Source organism: Janthinobacterium sp. BJB446, from assembly GCF_002735655.1.
Lineage (GTDB): Bacteria > Pseudomonadota > Gammaproteobacteria > Burkholderiales > Burkholderiaceae_D > Janthinobacterium > Janthinobacterium lividum.
The window spans coordinates 578,581-594,481 of the sequence record NZ_PDZK01000002.1; the positions used below are offsets into that span (position 1 = coordinate 578,581).

The window sequence follows — 15,901 nt, forward strand, 5'->3', positions numbered from 1 at the left end:
CGTGGCACTCCATCAAAGAGGTATTGTGCACTGCAACACACCAATCCTTATCAAAAGTAAGTATTATTTAGTATTGATAAATTTTTCTTATGTAAGGCAGTGACCATGGATCTCAATCCCAAGCACACGGAAGCGTTCCGCGCCGTCGTCGAAACGGGCAGCTTCGAGCAGGCGGCGCTGCGGCTGCATCTGACGTCGCCCGCCATTTCGCAAAGGGTGCGGGCGCTGGAAAGCCAGCTGGGCAATGCCTTGATCGTGCGCAGCCGTCCCGCGCGCGCCACGCGCATGGGCCAACGCCTGATGCAGTATCTGAAGCGCGCCAAGCTGCTGGAAGCGGACTTGCAGGCGGAACTGGCGGTGCAGCAGGATGCCCCGCTGACCCTGGTGCTGGCGCTGAATGCGGATTCGATGGGCACCTGGTTCTTCCCCGCCCTGTCCGAGGTGCTGATACGCGAGCGCGTGCTGCTGGACCTGACCGTGGAAGACCAGGACCACACGTACACCTTGCTGGAGACGGGCATGGCGATCGGCTGCATCAGCACGGAAGCCAAACCCATGCGCGGCTGCACGGCCGAGCCGCTGGGCGTGATGCGCTACTGGCTGGTGGCCACGCCCGCGTTTCGCCAGCAGTGGTTCGCGCACGGCCTGACGCGCAAGGCGGCGCGCACGGCGCCCGTCGTCGCCTACACGCGCAAGGACACCTTGCAATCGTCGTTCCTGCAAGAAGCGCTGGGGCTGCCCGAAGGCGCTTACCCCTGCCATTACGTGCCGGGCGCCACCTCGCACTTCAATGCCATCCGCTATAGCCTCGGCTACGGCATGGTGCCCGAGCTGTTATTGAAGGCGAACACGGATGGCGAGCTGGTGGAAATGCTCACGCCCAAGACCCCGGCCGACGTGGCCCTGTACTGGCACACGTGGAAAGTGCAGTCGCCGCGCATGGAGCAACTGTCGCGGCAAATCATCGCGGCGGCGCGCAGCATGCTGAAATAACTATCGTTGCATGCCCCAGCGTTTCAAGGTGACGCGCTCCAAAGTGCGAAAGCCGATGTTTTCCACCAGCAAGCCGATGACGATGACGGCCGCCAGGCCGGCGAACACCTTGTCCGTGTACAGCTCGTTGCGGTTCTGGAAGATGTACCAGCCCAGGCCACCTTGCCCCGAGGTGGTGCCGAACACCAGCTCGGCCGCGATCAGGGTGCGCCAGGCAAACGCCCAGCCTATCTTCAACCCCGAGACGATGGAGGGCAAGGCGCCCGGCACGAGGATGTGCAGCACCAGGCGCAAGCCGTTCAAGCCATAATTGCGCCCCGCCATGCGCAGGGTCTCGGGCACGCCCTGGAAGCCCGCATACGTGTTCAGGGCCAGCGGCCACATCACGGAATGGACGATGACAAAGATCAGGCTGGCGCGGCCCAGGCCGAACCACAACAAGGCCAGCGGCAGCAGGGCGATGGCCGGCAAGGGATTCAACATGGCCGTCAGGGTTTCCAGCACGTCGCGGCCGATGCGGCTGGACACGGCCAGCAAGGTCAGCACGAAGGCGGCCAGCACGCCCACGGCATAGCCCTGCAGCAAGACGACGAGGGACGCGGCTGTGCGCGTGAGCAATTCACCACTGGCGATGCCGCCGATAAACGCCTGCGCCGTCTGCAGAAAGCTGGGCAAGAGCAGATCATTTTGCGTCCAGCGCGCCGCGCCTTCCCACAGCAGGGCCAGGCTGAGCAAAATGAAAGCTTTGCGCCACAGCGCGTGCTGGCTCACACGCTGCCAGCGCGACAGCGGCTGCTCGACCGTGACGCCGGCCGGCGGCGGCGCCGCATACACGAACTCCTGGCGGATGGGCGGTTCCAGCAGCGCGCTCATACAGCCTCCCTGTGTGCCACATCCGCTTGCGGGACAGGAACCGCTTCCTCATCGAACAGCAAGCCGTGGATGCGGCTGCTGGCAGCCTGGAATTCCACGCTGCCAGCGCTGTGGAGACCGAACTGATGACTGTTGAGTTCGGCGCGCACCCTGCCCGGATGCGGCGACAGCAGCAGGATGCGGGTGCCCACGACCAAGGCTTCCTCGATCGAATGCGTAACGAACACGAGGGTAAAGCGCAGCTCTTCCCAGAGGCGGCTCAGCTCTTCCTGCATCTTGCGCCGGGTCAAGGCATCGAGGGAGGCAAACGGCTCATCCATCAGCAGCACTTCCGGCTGCATGGCCAGGGCGCGGGCGATGGCCACGCGCTGCTTCATGCCGCCCGACAAGGTGTGCGGATGGGCATCTTCAAAGCCGGCCAGGCCCACCTTGACGATCCAGTGATGGGCGCGCTCGCGGGCTGCCACCTTGTCCAGCCGCTTGCTGGCCAGCAAGGGGAACATGACGTTTTCCAGCACCGTTTTCCATGGCGGCAACTGGTCGAATTCCTGGAATACGACGACGCGGTCCGGCCCCGGCTTATGGATGGGCTGGCCTTGCATGGCGATGCTGCCCGCGCGCGGCGCGATGAAGCCGGCCACGGCTTTCAGCAGTGACGACTTGCCGCAGCCGGATGGCCCCAGCAGCACGAAACGGTCGCCGCGGAACACGTCAAAACTGACGTCATGCGTGGCGCGCACGGTGCGCTGCTCGGTGCGGTATTCCAGGCTGACATGCTTGACACTGAGCAAGGGCTGCAAGGTGACCGGAGGACGTACCAGGTGAAAAGCGGGCGCGTTCACGTCAGCCTCCCTGCGTGATGGCGGGGTCGTCAAAAAAGTAATCGCGCCAGCTGTCGGGCAGGTTGCGGATGGCGCTCACGCGGTGCAGGAATTGCGCCAGGCCATAGGTGTTTTGCGGCGCGATCTTGAATTGCACTTGCGGGTTGGCAAAGATTTTCAGCAGCAGATTGCGGTCCACTTTGCTTTTATTCACCTTGATATAGATGTCGGCCGCGCCTTGCGGGTTGCTGCTCGCATACTGCGCCGCTTCCGCCAGCGCGGCGATGAAGGCGCGGTAAGTCTTGGGATTGTCCTTGCGGTACTTTTCCGTCGCATACAGCAGGGTCGACGAGCTGGGTCCGCCCTGTACGTCATACGAGTTCAGGATGATGTGGGCGTTCGGGTTCTGCGCCAGTTCCTGCTCCTGGAACGGTGAATTGCCGAAGTGGCCGGTCAGCTCCGTGCCGCCGGCGATGATGGCGGCCGCAGCGTCCGGGTGCGGCAGGGTTTGCGTGATTTTATCGAGACGGGCGAATTCCTTGTCGCCCCACTGCTTTGCCACCGCCATCTGCAGGATGCGCGCCTGCACGGAGACTGACACGGCCGGCAAGGCGATGCGGTCCTTGTCCGTCAAGTCCGCCAGCGTTTTCACCTTGGGATTATTGCTGACCAAGTAGTAGGGGAAATTGCCCAAGGACGCCACACCGCGCACGTTCTGCCGGCCTTTCGTCCGGTCCCAGATGGTCAACAGCGGACCCAGCCCGGCCCCCGCGATATCGATATTGCCCGACAACAAAGCGTCATTGATGGCGGGGCCGCCAGACAGGGTGATCCACTCGACTTTCACATCGACGCCCTGCTGCTTGCCATGCTTTTCGATCAGCTTTTGTTCCTGCGCAATATTGAGCAGCAAGAAGGTGATGCCGTGCTGGCCCGCGATGCGGATCTGACCTTCGGCCCGGGCCATGGGCATGGCCATGCACAGCAGGGCGATGGTGGCGAGCAGGCGGCGGGAAAAGGTAAAGATCGGCAACATGGACACTCCTTGAGTCAGATCAACAGTCAAAAAATCAGTACGGCGCATCGCCTTCGATGGTAGTGCGGTAGAGCTTGCGGCGCTGGTCGGGCGGACAGCCCGTCGCCAGGTGCATCAGCGAACGGTTGTCCCAGAACACCAGGTCGTGCGGCTGCCAGCGGTGCACATACAGGTGCTCCGGGCGCACGCTGTGGGCAAACAGTTCGTCGAGCAGGGCGCGGCTTTCGTCGTCGGGCAAGCCGACGATGCGCGTGGTGAAGTGTTCGCTGACGAACAGGGCGCGCCGTCCCGTTTCCGGATGCACGCGCACGACGGGATGGGTCACGGGTTTGACTTCATCGATCTGCGCCTGCGTCAGGGCGGGGCGCCATGGGTTGCGGCGGCGCAATTCTTCATACTGGCTCAGGTAGCTGTGCTCGGCACGGGCGCCGCGCACGGCGTGGCGCAGCGCGGCCGGCAAGCTTTCCCAGGCCAGGTGCATGTTCGCAAACACGGTATCGCCGCCCTCGTCCGGCAACTCTTGCGCATGCAGCATGGAGCCGAGGCTGGGCACTTCCTTGTACGACAAGTCTGAATGCCAGAAATGGCCAGCGTCGCCCAGGCCGATGGGCTGGCCGTTTTCGACGATGTTCGAGATGATCAGCACTTCCGCTTGCGTGGGCAGCTGGAACTGGCGCAGCACGTGGATTTGCAAGGGGCCGAAGCGGCGGCTGAAATCGACTTGCTGCTGCGGCGTGATGCGCTGGTCGCGGAACACCAGCACGTGATGGTCGAGATGGGCGTGGTGCAGGCGCTGGAAATCGCCCAGCGACAGCGGCTGCGCCAGGTCCAGCCCCAGCACTTGCGCGCCCAGGGGCGCATCGAAAGTCTCGATACGGAAGTGGCTGGTGGACTGCACGGGTTTCAGGACGGCCGACATGGGTACTCGACTAGAGTCAGGGGAAGTCCACTGTATGCCGGCCAGCCTTGCTTGCAAACGAAGCATTTACTATATGGATATGCGCGGCGCGTTGCGCCAGCTTGCAACACAGGCTGTCACGCAATGGCACGGCAGCACCGGCTTTACCCGGAAATGGCGCTAGCACGCAACTTGCTTATCTACCAAGCTTTAACCATCGTCCAGGAAAGCCATGCCCACCTACGCCCTACTGCTCGCCTTGCTGTTCCCTGCTTCCATCCACGCCCAGGATAGCCAGGGTGAAAGTGATCTCAGCTACAAAGCCTATGTCCACAGCGACAAGCGCATCAAGTGTTTGTACGGCTATGCGGCCGACAAGACGGGCGACCATGCGGCCGCCGTCGCCATCTTTGAAGATTGCATCCGGCGCTGGAACGATGTGTACTCGATGATTTGGCTGGCCCAGTTGTATGAAACGGGCATCGGCGTGACTAAGGACCTGGCGCAGGCGACGGCGCTGATGCGGCGCGGCGCGCATACGAATGATGACGCCGCCTATGCGCGGCTGGCGCGCTACCACTATGGCGTGGCGCTGGCCGAAGGCCGGGGCACGCCGCAGGACATTCCCCAGGCCAGAACCTGGCTGCGCCAAGCGGCGCAGGAGGGCGTGCGGGAGGCGGCCGACTACCTGGGCCGCCTGGAAAGCGCGGCACCCTAGCGCCGCGCCCGCATTGCTTGCTTACGCTATTGCTTCGTAGCGGGCCAGGCGGGTCGCCATGCGCGGCGCCAGCTCGTGGCCGGCCGTGACGGTCACTTCCAGGTCGTTCAGCAAGCCATCCTTCAAGCCATAGACCCAGCCATGGACGCTGAGTTCCTGGCCCCGTTCCCACGCATCTTGCACGACGGTGGTCTGGCACACGTTCAAGACTTGTTCGACCACATTCAGTTCGCACAGGCGGTCGCCGCGCTGGCGGCTCGTCAGCACGTCGCCCAGGTAGCGCTCGTGTTTCTGGCCCACGTCCTGGACGTGGCGCAGCCAGTTGTCAACCAGGCCGATACGCGTGCCCGTCATGGCCGCATGCACGCCCTTGCAGCCGTAATGGCCGACGATGATGATATGTTTGACTTTCAGCACGTCCACGGCAAATTGCAGGACGGACAGGCAATTGAGGTCGGAATGCACGACCACATTGGCGATATTACGGTGCACAAACACGTCGCCAGGCGCCATGCCCAGCAGTTCGTTGGCGGGCACGCGGCTGTCGGAACAGCCGATCCACAGGTATTCGGGCGACGTTTGCGCTTCCAGGTTCTTGAAGAAGTTCGGGTCTTTCGCCACCATCGAGTCGGCCCAGCGGCGGTTACGCTGCAGCAGTTCCGCCAGGGCCGGGCCATTTTTCTGTTCGGTCATATCGCTCCCATTGTGTGCATACGACTGAATTGGCGGCAGATCGCGCCCATAGGCCGGCGATGCGCGCACATTTCTCAGTCGTGGTGAAAAAAACGCCGGGATGTGTGAGCATCCCGGCGCATGGTATTACGTGTGCTTACTCAAAAAAATCCTTGACCTTGTCTTTCCAGGTCTTGCTTTGCGGACTGTGCTTGGCACCGCCCTCGGTCGTCGACTTTTCAAAGTCGCGCAGCAGGTCTTTCTGTTTTTCCGTCAGTTTCACCGGCGTTTCGATGGCCACGTGGCAGAACAGGTCGCCCGCGTAACCGGAGCGCACGCCCTTGATGCCCTTGCCTTTCAGGCGGAAGGTCTTGCCCGACTGGGTGCCTTCCGGGATCGTGAACGACACTTTGCCGTTCAGGGTAGGCACTTCGATTTCGCCGCCCAGTGCCGCCTTGGTGAACGAGATCGGCATTTCGCAATGCAGGTCGTCGCCTTCGCGCTGGAACACGGCGTGCGGCTTGATGTGGATTTCCACATACAGGTCGCCCGACGGGCCGCCATTCGTGCCCGGTTCGCCGTTGCCGGACGAACGGATACGCATGCCGTTGTCGATACCGACTGGAATTTTCACTTCCAGGGTCTTGTTGCGCTTGATGCGACCGGCGCCGCCGCATGGCGTGCACGGGTCGGTGATGACCTTGCCGCTGCCATGGCATTTCGGGCAGGTTTGCTGGATGCTGAAGAAACCTTGTTGCATGCGCACCTGGCCGTGGCCACCGCAGGTACCGCAAGTGGTTGGCGAGGTGCCCGGCTTGGCGCCGCTGCCGTGGCAAGTGTCGCACTTGTCCCAGCTCGGCACGCGGATGGTCGTGTCGAAGCCGTGAGCAGCTTGCTCCAGTGTAATTTCCAGGTTGTAGCGCAAGTCGGCGCCACGGTACACCTGTGGCCCCGCATTGCGGCTGCGTCCACCGCCACCGCCAAAGATGTCGCCGAAGATATCGCCGAAGCTGTCGGCAAAGCCGCCAGCACCGCCGCCGAAGCCGCCACCGCCGCCCATGTTCGGGTCCACGCCAGCGTGACCGTAACGGTCATACGCATCGCGCTTTTCCGGATTGGTCAGCATCTCGTAGGCTTCTTTGACTTCCTTAAACTTTTCTTCCGATTCCTTGCTATCCGGATTGCGGTCCGGATGGTATTTCATCGCCAGTTTACGGTAAGACTTTTTGATCTCTTCTTCCGAAGCATTTTTTGCGACACCGAGTGTCTCGTAAAAATCACGCTTTGCCATGTTGTCGGCACCTTGCAGTCTATCTACTGATGTAAAAATTACACGAAAAAGCCGAGTCGAGTGCTGCACTGGGCAACGACTCGGCTCGGCCGGTCTTCGCGGCTAATCCCGCGATGTAGCGTTCAGCCCGGCTGCCCCCAGTTCATGGGAGCGCAAGACAATTACTTGCTGTCTTTGACTTCTTTGAAGTCAGCGTCAACAACGTCGTCTTGCTTGGCGCCTGCGTCCGATGCGCCAGCAGCTTGCTGTGCACCTTCCGCGCCGCCGGCAGCTTGCTGCGCTTGCATGTCGGCATACATTTTTTCGCCCAGTTTCTGCGATGCGCTCGACAGTGCTTCCACCTTGGCGTCGATCTCAGCCTTGTCGCCCGCCTTGATGCTTGCTTCCAGGTCGGTGATCGCCGCTTCGATCTTCTCTTTCTCGCCCGCATCCAGCTTGTCGCCGTATTCGGTCAAGGATTTCCGGGTCGAGTGTACCAGAGCATCGGCCTGGTTGCGCGACTCGGCCAATTCTTTGACCTTCTTGTCTTCTTCCGCGTTCAACTCGGCGTCTTTCACCATCTTCTGGATTTCAGCCTCGGTCAAGCCGGAATTGGCCTTGATCGTGATCTTGTTTTCCTTGCCGGTAGCCTTGTCTTTCGCGCCGACATGCAAGATGCCGTTGGCGTCGATGTCGAAGGTCACTTCGATCTGTGGCGTGCCGCGCGATGCTGGCGGGATGCCTTCCAGATTGAATTCGCCCAGACCCTTGTTGCCGGCGGCGATTTCACGCTCACCCTGGAAGACCTTGATGGTCACCGCAGGCTGGTTGTCGTCTGCCGTCGAGAAGACCTGGCTGAACTTGGTCGGAATCGTCGTGTTTTTGTGGATCATCTTGGTCATCACGCCGCCCAGGGTTTCGATACCCAGGGACAGAGGAGTGACGTCCAGCAACAGCAAGTCCTTGCGTTCGCCCGACAGGACCGAACCTTGAATCGCTGCGCCCACGGCGACGGCTTCGTCCGGGTTCACGTCCTTGCGTGGATCCTTGCCGAAGAATTCCTTCACTTTTTCCTGCACCTTCGGCATACGCGTCATACCGCCGACCAGGATGATGTCATCGATGTCCGACACTTTCACGCCAGCATCTTTGATGGCGATGCGGCATGGCTCCATCGTGGCCGTGATCAGCTCTTCCACCAGCGATTCCAGCTTGGCGCGGGTCATCTTCAGGTTCAAGTGGACCGGTGCGCCGTTCGCCATGGCGATGTACGGCTCGTTGATCTCGGTTTGCTGCGACGACGACAATTCGATCTTCGCGCGCTCGGCCGAAGCCTTGATGCGCTGCAGGGCGATCGGATCTTTTTTCAGGTCGATGCCGTTGATCTTCTTGAACTCGTCGATGATGTAATCGATGACGCGCTGGTCGAAGTCTTCGCCGCCCAGGAAGGTGTCGCCGTTGGTCGACAGCACTTCAAATTGTTTCTCGCCATCAACATCTGCGATTTCGATAATCGACACGTCGAACGTACCGCCACCCAAGTCATACACGGCGATTTTACGGTCGCCTTTTTCGGTCTTGTCCAGGCCGAACGCCAGCGCTGCCGCGGTTGGCTCGTTGATGATGCGCTTGACGTCCAGGCCAGCGATACGGCCGGCATCCTTGGTGGCTTGACGCTGCGAATCGTTGAAGTACGCAGGCACGGTGATGACGGCTTCGGTGACTTCTTCACCGAGGTAGTCTTCTGCCGTTTTCTTCATCTTGCGCAGAACTTCAGCCGAAATTTGCGGCGGCGCCAGTTTTTTGTCGCGTACGCCGATCCATGCATCGCCGTTGTCGGCTTTCATGATTTGGTACGGCATCAGCGCGATGTCTTTTTGGACTTCTTTTTCGTCGAACTTGCGACCGATCAGACGCTTGACTGCGTACAGCGTGTTTTTCGGATTGGTCACGGCCTGGCGTTTCGCTGGCGCGCCGACGAGAATTTCGCCATCTTCTTGATAAGCAATAATCGACGGCGTCGTGCGTGCGCCTTCAGCGTTTTCGATTACCTTTGGTTGACCGTTTTCCATGATGGAAACGCAGGAATTCGTGGTTCCCAGATCGATACCGATAATTCTACCCATGATTTATTTCCTTTTATTTGCTAGATTTCAGATGGTTCTTATATGTGGCAAAGCGGCATGGTTTCAAGGCTTGCTTGATGCCGCCCTCTGATTATTTTGCTTGCGCGGTCGTGACAATGGCTGGACGCAGCAGGCGGTCCGCAATCATATAGCCCTTTTGCAGGACTGACACGATGGTATTGGCTTCCTGCTCTGCTGGCACCACGGCAACAGCCTGGTGTTTCATCGGATCGAGCTTCTCGCCCTGCACTGGCAACACTTCCACCAGGCGGTTGCGCTCGAACGCGGCGTTCAGTTGCTTCAGGGTCATCTCGACGCCTTCTTTCAGCGATTCGATGGTCGGTGCTTCCACCGTCAGCGCCGTTTCCAGGCTGTCTTTCACCGGCACCATGGCTTCGGCAAAGCTTTCCACTGCGAATTTATGCGCTTTAGCAACATCTTCCTGCGCGCGGCGGCGGATATTTTCACCATCGGCCTTGGCGCGCATGAAGGCATCGTGCATCTCTGCAAGACGCGCTTCGGTACTCGCCAGCTGCTCTTCCAAAGTAGGCTCTGCGGGAGTCGATGGGGCAGTCGCCGCGGCGTCCGCTTGCGGATTAGGTACAGCTTGGTTTTCCTGATCTTGCATCTGAAAAGCTCCTACAATCAATGACTTAAATGAGTTAGTCTAACTATCTTTACAACACTAACGGGCAGATGGGGCTATATCCTATTGTTTCAAGGGGTATCCGTGGCAAAACCAGGATTACAGCGATCCATGTTACAGCTTATTACAAAACGCCACCCATTTCGGCCAGCGATCCGTGCGCGCGCCCCCTTGATTTTCCAGGCTTCCCATGGCAAAGCGGGCATTCTACCAGCCCCGCCGCGGCCATCGCCACTGGCGGTGTTGCTATTTGGAAAGCCCCTTGGCCGCGCCAGACATGACAAAGCCGCGCAAGCGCGGCTTTTAGATGGCGAAAAATGCAGTTGTCAGTTGGTCGCGCCCAGCGCCAGTGCCGCCGTGCGCGCCTGCTCGCCCGCTTTCCTGTCCGCTTCGCGCTGCGGTACCGTCTTCATCATCGGCCAGCCAATCATGTGCTGTTCCGCAATTTCCGCCATGCCTGCGATCCAGGCGGGTGTTTCGTTCAAGCAAGCGATGTAGTGAAACTGCTGGCCGCCGGCCGTTTCAAAATCATGCTTGGCTTCCATGGCGATCTCTTCCAGCGTTTCCAGGCAATCGCTGGTAAAGCCGGGACACAGCAGGTCGACGCGCTTGACGCCCTGTTGCGCCAGCGCCACGAGGGTGGGCGCCGTGTACGGCTGCAGCCATTCGGCTTTGCCAAAGCGCGACTGGAAGGTCACCACGTATTGCTCTTTGCTCAACTTCAACTTTTCCGCCAGCAAGCGCGCCGTTTTCAGGCATTGGCAGTGGTAGGGATCGCCCAGCAGCAGGGTGCGTTTGGGCACGCCATGAAAACTCATCACCAGTTTTTCCGGACGGCCATGCGCTTCCCAGTGGTTCAGCACGGAGTCGCGCAAGGCGTCGATATACGTGTCGTGCTCGTGATACTGCTTGATAAAGCGCAATTCCGGCACATTGCGCACGTTGGCGTAATGGGCAAACACGGCGTCGTAGATGGAACCCGTCGTCGTGCCCGAGTATTGCGGATAGGCAGGCAGGATGGCGATGCGCTCGCAGCCTTCGCTTTTCAGCCTGGCCAGCACCTCGGGCAAGGAAGGCGAACCGTAGCGCATGGCCATGGCCACCGTCACGCCGTCGTGCCCCCGCTCGGCCAGGGCGCCGGCCAGCAACTTGGCTTGCTTTTGCGTGTGCACTTTCAGGGGCGAACCTTCGCGCGTCCAGATCGACGCGTATTTCTTGGCCGACTGGCCGGAACGGAAGGGCAAAATGATCAGGTTCAAAATGAACCACCAGACGATGCGGGGAATCTCCACCACGCGCGGATCCGACAAAAATTGCTTCAGGTAGCGCCGCACGGCCGACGACGTCGGCGCATCGGGCGTGCCCAGGTTGACCAGCACCACGGCGCTGCGGTCGATACTGCCATGCGTGTACGGAGGTTCTGTTTGAAATGACATGAAGGCTCTTCGAAGGCGTTGGATGGATAGCCAGTTATTATAGTTGCATTGAGTTAATAGCGAGGCACTGGGGTCAGACCCTCAATGCCGCTAACGCCAAGCTCAGCGCTAACGCATCCGGGGGTCTGACCCCGGATTTAAGCCTGCGTTTAAATCGCCAGCAACTCGCGTGCATGCTTGCGCGTGGTGGCCGTGATTTCCAGGCCGCCCAGCATGCGCGCCACTTCTTCCACCCTGGCCTTGGCGTCGAGCATGTCGATGCGCGACGCCGTCTTGCCATTGTCCAGGGTGCTTTTTGCCACCTGAAAATGCTGATTCGCCTGGCTGGCCACTTGCGGCAAGTGGGTCACGCACAGCACTTGCCGTCCCTGCCCCAGGCGTTTCAACAGGCGGCCCACCACTTCGGCGACGGCGCCGCCGATGCCGCTGTCGACCTCGTCGAAGATCAGGGTCGGCGTGGTGGTGGCGTGCGAGGTGATGACGGAGATGGCCAGCGCGATGCGCGCCAGTTCGCCGCCGGACGCGACTTTCGCCAGCGAGCGGGGCGCCGTGCCCGCATGACCGGCGACGAGAAACTCCACTTGTTCGAGCCCGTGGGCGGCTGGCTCGCACGGGTGCAGGGCGATTTCAAAGCTGCCGCCCGTCATGCTCAGTTCCTGCATGGCACGCGTGACGGCGTGCCCCAGTTCCAGGGCGGCGGCGCGACGCGTGTCGGACAAGCGCTCGGCAACGCTGCGGTACTCGGCCTCGATCTTCGCTTCCTGGCGCAGCAAGCCTTCGATGTCGGAAGCGTCGGCCAGGTGCTGCAGCTTTTCCGACAGCTTCGCATGTTCCTCGGGTAGTTCTTCCGGCGTGACGCGGAATTTGCGGGCCGTGCTGTGCATGGCTTCCATGCGCGCGTCGAGCTGGTGCAGGCGCTCCGGATCCAGCTCGACCCGGTCCAGGTAATTGTTCAGCGCGTACACGGATTCCTGCAACTGGATGCGCGACGATTCGATCAGGTCGACAATCGGCTGCAATTCCGCATCGACGGAGACGAGCTTGCCCAGCTTCTGGTTCAGGGCCGACAGTTGCGACACGATCGGGTGGTCTTCCGACTCGGAAATAGTCGACAGGGCTTCCTGCGCCCCTTCCAGCAGGCTGGCCGCATGCGACAGGCGGCTGTGCTCGTTCGTGATGTCCGTCCATTCACCGGGCTTGGCAGCCAGCTTTTCCAGCTCTCCCACTTGCCATTCCAGGCGTTCGCGCTCGTACAGCACGTTGGCGGCGTTGGTTTCGAATTCTTCGCGCTGGCGCACGAGGGCGCGCCAGCGCTTGTGCAGCGCCGCCACTTGCCGCGCATCCTGTTCGGCGCCCGCTTCGCGCGCCGTCGCCTGGCCATCGAGCAAGGCGCGCTGCGCTTCGCTTTTCAGCAGGGACTGGTGCGCGTGCTGGCCGTGGATGTCGACCAGCATGTCGCCCAGTTCGCGCAGCTGCGCGGCCGTGGCGGGGATGCCGTTGATATACGCCTTCGAGCGGCCCGCATTGTCGATCACGCGGCGCAACAGGGCGCCGCCATCGTCGTTGGCGAATTCATGCGCCACAAGCCAGGCCTGCGCCACTTCGCTGACGGAGAAATCGGCCGTGATGTCGGCCTTGGCCGCACCTTCGCGCACCACGCTGGCGTCGCCGCGCCCGCCCAGCGCCAGGGTCAGCGCATCGATGAGGATGGACTTGCCGGCGCCCGTCTCGCCCGTCAGCACGCTGAAGCCGGCGGAAAATTCCAGTTCAATGGTATCGACAATGACAAAATCGCGGATGGACAGTGTATGGAGCATGGCTTCTGTGGTTAGGCGGCGCACCGCGGGTTGACGTAGAGAAAACTAGTTAGCTGAGCTTGCCCTCGCCCGACGGGTACTCATTCCAGTGCAACTTTTCACGCAGGGTGTTGTAGTAACTCCACCCTTCCGGATGCAGGAAGGTAATCGTATGCGGCGAACGGCGGATGAGGATGCGGTCTTGCTGCACCAGGCTGGCAAAGGTCTGCATGTCGAAATTGACGCTGATATCGCGCCCGCGCACGATTTCCACGACGATCTGGCTGGAGTCGGGCAGGACGATGGGACGGTTCGACAACGCATGCGGGGCGATCGGCACGAGCACGATGCCGCCCAGGGTCGGGTGCAGCAATGGGCCGCCTGCCGACAGCGAATACGCGGTCGAGCCCGTGGGCGTGGAAATGATCAAGCCATCCGAACGCTGGTTGTACATGAAGTGGCCATCGACCTCGACGCGCAATTCGGCCATGCCGGCACCGGCGCCGCGCGAGACGACGACATCGTTGACGGCCATGCCCACGTGAATCGACTCGCCGTCGCGCAGCACGCTGCCTTCAAGCAAGGTACGGCGTTCGGCCTTGAAGCGGCCACCGAGAATTTGCGCCAGCACGGGCAGCATGCGCTCGAGCGGGATATCGGTCATGAAACCCAAGCGTCCTTGATTGATGCCGATCAAGGGTACGTCGAATGGCGCCAGCTGCCGCGCAATGCCCAGCATGGTGCCGTCGCCACCCATGACGATGGCGCAATCGGCGGCGGCGCCGATCTCGGCCGGCGACATGGCGCGCACGCCGGGAAACGCCAGGTTCAGATGCGCGGCCGTCTCCGCCTCAAAGACCACCGTGTGACCCAGCACTTGCAGGAAATCGACGATGCTTTTCACGGGTTCGGCAATGCCATCCGTATTCTGACGCACGACCAGGGCGATGGTCTTGGCGCCCAGGTTGAAACGTTCGCCCGGGGCTGGCGAGGGCGCGGCTGGCTGTTCGGCGGGTGTATCGACGGGCATAAGAGTCTCGGTAGTAAATTCGGTGGCAAACCGCCCCAGGCTGTCGCGTCGCACGCCGGCATCGCATGATACTGTATATATGCACAGTATAGTGCGGCTGCCGTGTACCCGCAAGGGGCGTTCTTGGTGTTGCACGCAGTGTAGCGCAGAAAAAGATTCGTCCATGCGTGCGCCAGCGCTCCCTGCATGGACAAATCCGCTTGCAGGCGGCCTGGCGCGGCGGGACACTGGTTTCACTTTACTGCCAGGAGGCCATATGCATACCCCACCAAGCGAACGCAAGATCAATACCGATGAAAAGGTCAAGAATGACGGCGTCGACCGCCTGCCCCACGAGCGCGACGAGTCGCCCGACGCGCAAAACGTACGCCCGCGCAAAATCATGCAACAGGCGGCCAGCGACCTGGAACAGGGTCTGATCGATACGGATCGGCGCGCCCAGCCCGGCGTGGAAAAGGTCAAGCCGGCCGAACCGAAACAGGCCCGTCCCGACGCGCAGCTGGAACCAAAGAAGGCGCGCTGAGTCGAACTGTCGTGGGCCGCGCATGCGCCCCCTGTGTGACGCAACGAACGGAAGCGCCAAGCCCTGGCGCGCATGATGGACGCTCGAACCACGCAAGGAGTACATCATGAAAAAAACAGGATCAGCCGTCTGGAGTGGCGGCCTTAAGGATGGCAAAGGGTTTATTTCCACCCAAAGCGGCGCGCTCGACAATGTGGCATATGGCTTCAACACACGCTTCGAAGACGGTCCCGGCAGCAATCCGGAAGAACTGATCGGCGCTGCCCATGCGGCCTGCTTCACCATGGCCCTGTCCGGCCAACTGGGCGAAGCGGGCCTGCGTGCCACGGCACTGAAAACCACGGCCGATGTCAGCCTGGAAAAAATCGATGGCAGCTATGCCATCACGGCCGTGCACCTGACCCTGGTGGCCACCGTTCCCGGCGCCACGGAAGAAGCATTCCAGGATGCGGCCCTTCGCGCCAAGCTCGGCTGCCCCGTGTCCAAGTTGCTGGCCACGGAAATCACGCTGGATGCCCATCTGGAGTAAATCCAGCGGCACTAACGTCACCGTCCGCTGCTGTCCTGCACCAGGACAGCTGGGGCGGTCTCGGCAAGAAAGCCGTAAAACGCATAAAATCCTGCCATTCCCCTATCATCATCAAGGATTTACGATGCGTATTTTGCACACCATGTTACGGGTCGGCGACCTGCAGCGCTCCATCGATTTTTACACCAAGGTCCTGGGCATGACATTGCTGCGCACCAGCGACAACCCGGAATACCAGTACACGCTGGCCTTCGTCGGCTATGGCTCGAATCCCGACCACGCGGAACTGGAACTGACGTATAACTATGGCACCACCAGCTATGAGCTGGGCACGGCCTACGGCCACATCGCCATCTCGGCCGACGACATCGTCGCCGCGTGCGACGCGGCACGCGCAAATGGCGGCAACGTCACGCGCGAACCGGGTCCCGTGAAAGGCGGCAACACGGTCATCGCCTTCATCACCGACCCGGACGGCTACAAGATCGAATTGATCGAGCGCAAGTTCGACGGCCAGGGCGGCGGCCTGTAATA

The 15,901-nt window shown here is 61.1% G+C and carries 16 protein-coding genes; 5 read left to right on the forward strand and 11 right to left on the reverse strand.

Annotated features, from left to right (window positions below; translation table 11 throughout):
- Window positions 1–99: 99 nt before the first annotated feature.
- Window positions 100–993 (forward strand): HTH-type transcriptional regulator ArgP, encoded by an 894-nt coding sequence (locus tag CSQ92_RS18300; RefSeq protein WP_218964080.1) that lies wholly within the window; start codon window positions 100–102, stop codon window positions 991–993.
- On the opposite strand, the gene CSQ92_RS18305 is transcribed toward CSQ92_RS18300, so the two are convergent.
- From CSQ92_RS18305 to CSQ92_RS18320, 4 genes are read right to left on the reverse strand one after another with little or no spacing between them, the layout of a single operon-like run.
- On the reverse strand, window positions 994–1,866 hold the full coding sequence (locus CSQ92_RS18305; protein WP_099394984.1) for an ABC transporter permease: 873 nt from the start codon (window positions 1,864–1,866) through the stop codon (window positions 994–996).
- A complete protein-coding gene (locus CSQ92_RS18310) occupies window positions 1,863–2,708 on the reverse strand; it encodes an ABC transporter ATP-binding protein (protein WP_099394985.1) in 846 nt (281 codons plus the stop codon). Before CSQ92_RS18310 ends, CSQ92_RS18305 begins: the two co-directional genes overlap by 4 nt.
- A gap of 1 nt (window position 2,709) precedes the next feature.
- Window positions 2,710–3,723, reverse strand: coding sequence for an ABC transporter substrate-binding protein (locus tag CSQ92_RS18315; protein ID WP_034788721.1), 1,014 nt, complete (start codon window positions 3,721–3,723; stop codon window positions 2,710–2,712).
- A gap of 34 nt (window positions 3,724–3,757) precedes the next feature.
- On the reverse strand, window positions 3,758–4,642 hold the full coding sequence (locus CSQ92_RS18320) for a TauD/TfdA dioxygenase family protein (RefSeq protein ID WP_070254678.1): 885 nt from the start codon (window positions 4,640–4,642) through the stop codon (window positions 3,758–3,760).
- Window positions 4,643–4,853: 211 nt separating this feature from the next.
- Between CSQ92_RS18320 and CSQ92_RS18325 the strand changes: the two genes are divergently transcribed.
- Window positions 4,854–5,339, forward strand: a complete 486-nt coding sequence (locus tag CSQ92_RS18325; RefSeq protein ID WP_099394986.1) for a tetratricopeptide repeat protein — start codon at window positions 4,854–4,856, stop codon at window positions 5,337–5,339.
- A 21-nt stretch (window positions 5,340–5,360) separates the two neighbouring features.
- Here the strand turns inward: CSQ92_RS18325 and can are convergent, their stop codons facing one another.
- The 7 genes from can to CSQ92_RS18360 form a co-directional block, all read right to left on the reverse strand.
- Window positions 5,361–6,032: a carbonate dehydratase gene (gene can, locus CSQ92_RS18330; protein ID WP_034788731.1), complete on the reverse strand. Its 672-nt coding sequence runs from the start codon at window positions 6,030–6,032 to the stop codon at window positions 5,361–5,363.
- 136 nt (window positions 6,033–6,168) lie between these two features.
- Window positions 6,169–7,302, reverse strand: coding sequence for a molecular chaperone DnaJ (gene dnaJ / locus CSQ92_RS18335; RefSeq protein WP_034745985.1), 1,134 nt, complete (start codon window positions 7,300–7,302; stop codon window positions 6,169–6,171).
- A gap of 161 nt (window positions 7,303–7,463) precedes the next feature.
- Window positions 7,464–9,407 carry a molecular chaperone DnaK gene (gene dnaK, locus CSQ92_RS18340; protein WP_034745982.1) on the reverse strand — a complete coding sequence of 648 codons (1,944 nt, stop codon included), beginning with the start codon at window positions 9,405–9,407 and terminating at the stop codon, window positions 7,464–7,466.
- A 91-nt stretch (window positions 9,408–9,498) separates the two neighbouring features.
- Window positions 9,499–10,035, reverse strand: a complete 537-nt coding sequence (grpE, locus tag CSQ92_RS18345; protein WP_034788734.1) for a nucleotide exchange factor GrpE — start codon at window positions 10,033–10,035, stop codon at window positions 9,499–9,501.
- Window positions 10,036–10,379: 344 nt separating this feature from the next.
- Entirely contained in the window at window positions 10,380–11,489 is a 1,110-nt protein-coding gene (hemH, locus tag CSQ92_RS18350) for a ferrochelatase (RefSeq protein ID WP_099394987.1), read from the reverse strand.
- A gap of 149 nt (window positions 11,490–11,638) precedes the next feature.
- Entirely contained in the window at window positions 11,639–13,306 is a 1,668-nt protein-coding gene (gene recN / locus CSQ92_RS18355) for a DNA repair protein RecN (protein WP_092607376.1), read from the reverse strand.
- Between the two features lie 49 nt (window positions 13,307–13,355).
- Complete coding sequence (locus CSQ92_RS18360; protein WP_231958491.1) at window positions 13,356–14,315, reverse strand: NAD kinase; 960 nt, start codon at window positions 14,313–14,315, stop codon at window positions 13,356–13,358.
- A gap of 256 nt (window positions 14,316–14,571) precedes the next feature.
- Between CSQ92_RS18360 and CSQ92_RS18365 the strand changes: the two genes are divergently transcribed.
- From CSQ92_RS18365 to gloA, 3 genes are all read left to right on the forward strand, one after another.
- Window positions 14,572–14,838, forward strand: coding sequence for a hypothetical protein (locus tag CSQ92_RS18365; protein WP_099394988.1), 267 nt, complete (start codon window positions 14,572–14,574; stop codon window positions 14,836–14,838).
- A 106-nt stretch (window positions 14,839–14,944) separates the two neighbouring features.
- Window positions 14,945–15,367, forward strand: coding sequence for an OsmC family protein (locus CSQ92_RS18370; protein ID WP_070254681.1), 423 nt, complete (start codon window positions 14,945–14,947; stop codon window positions 15,365–15,367).
- 124 nt (window positions 15,368–15,491) lie between these two features.
- On the forward strand, window positions 15,492–15,899 hold the full coding sequence (gloA, locus tag CSQ92_RS18375) for a lactoylglutathione lyase (protein ID WP_071653386.1): 408 nt from the start codon (window positions 15,492–15,494) through the stop codon (window positions 15,897–15,899).
- Window positions 15,900–15,901 lie beyond the last annotated feature (2 nt).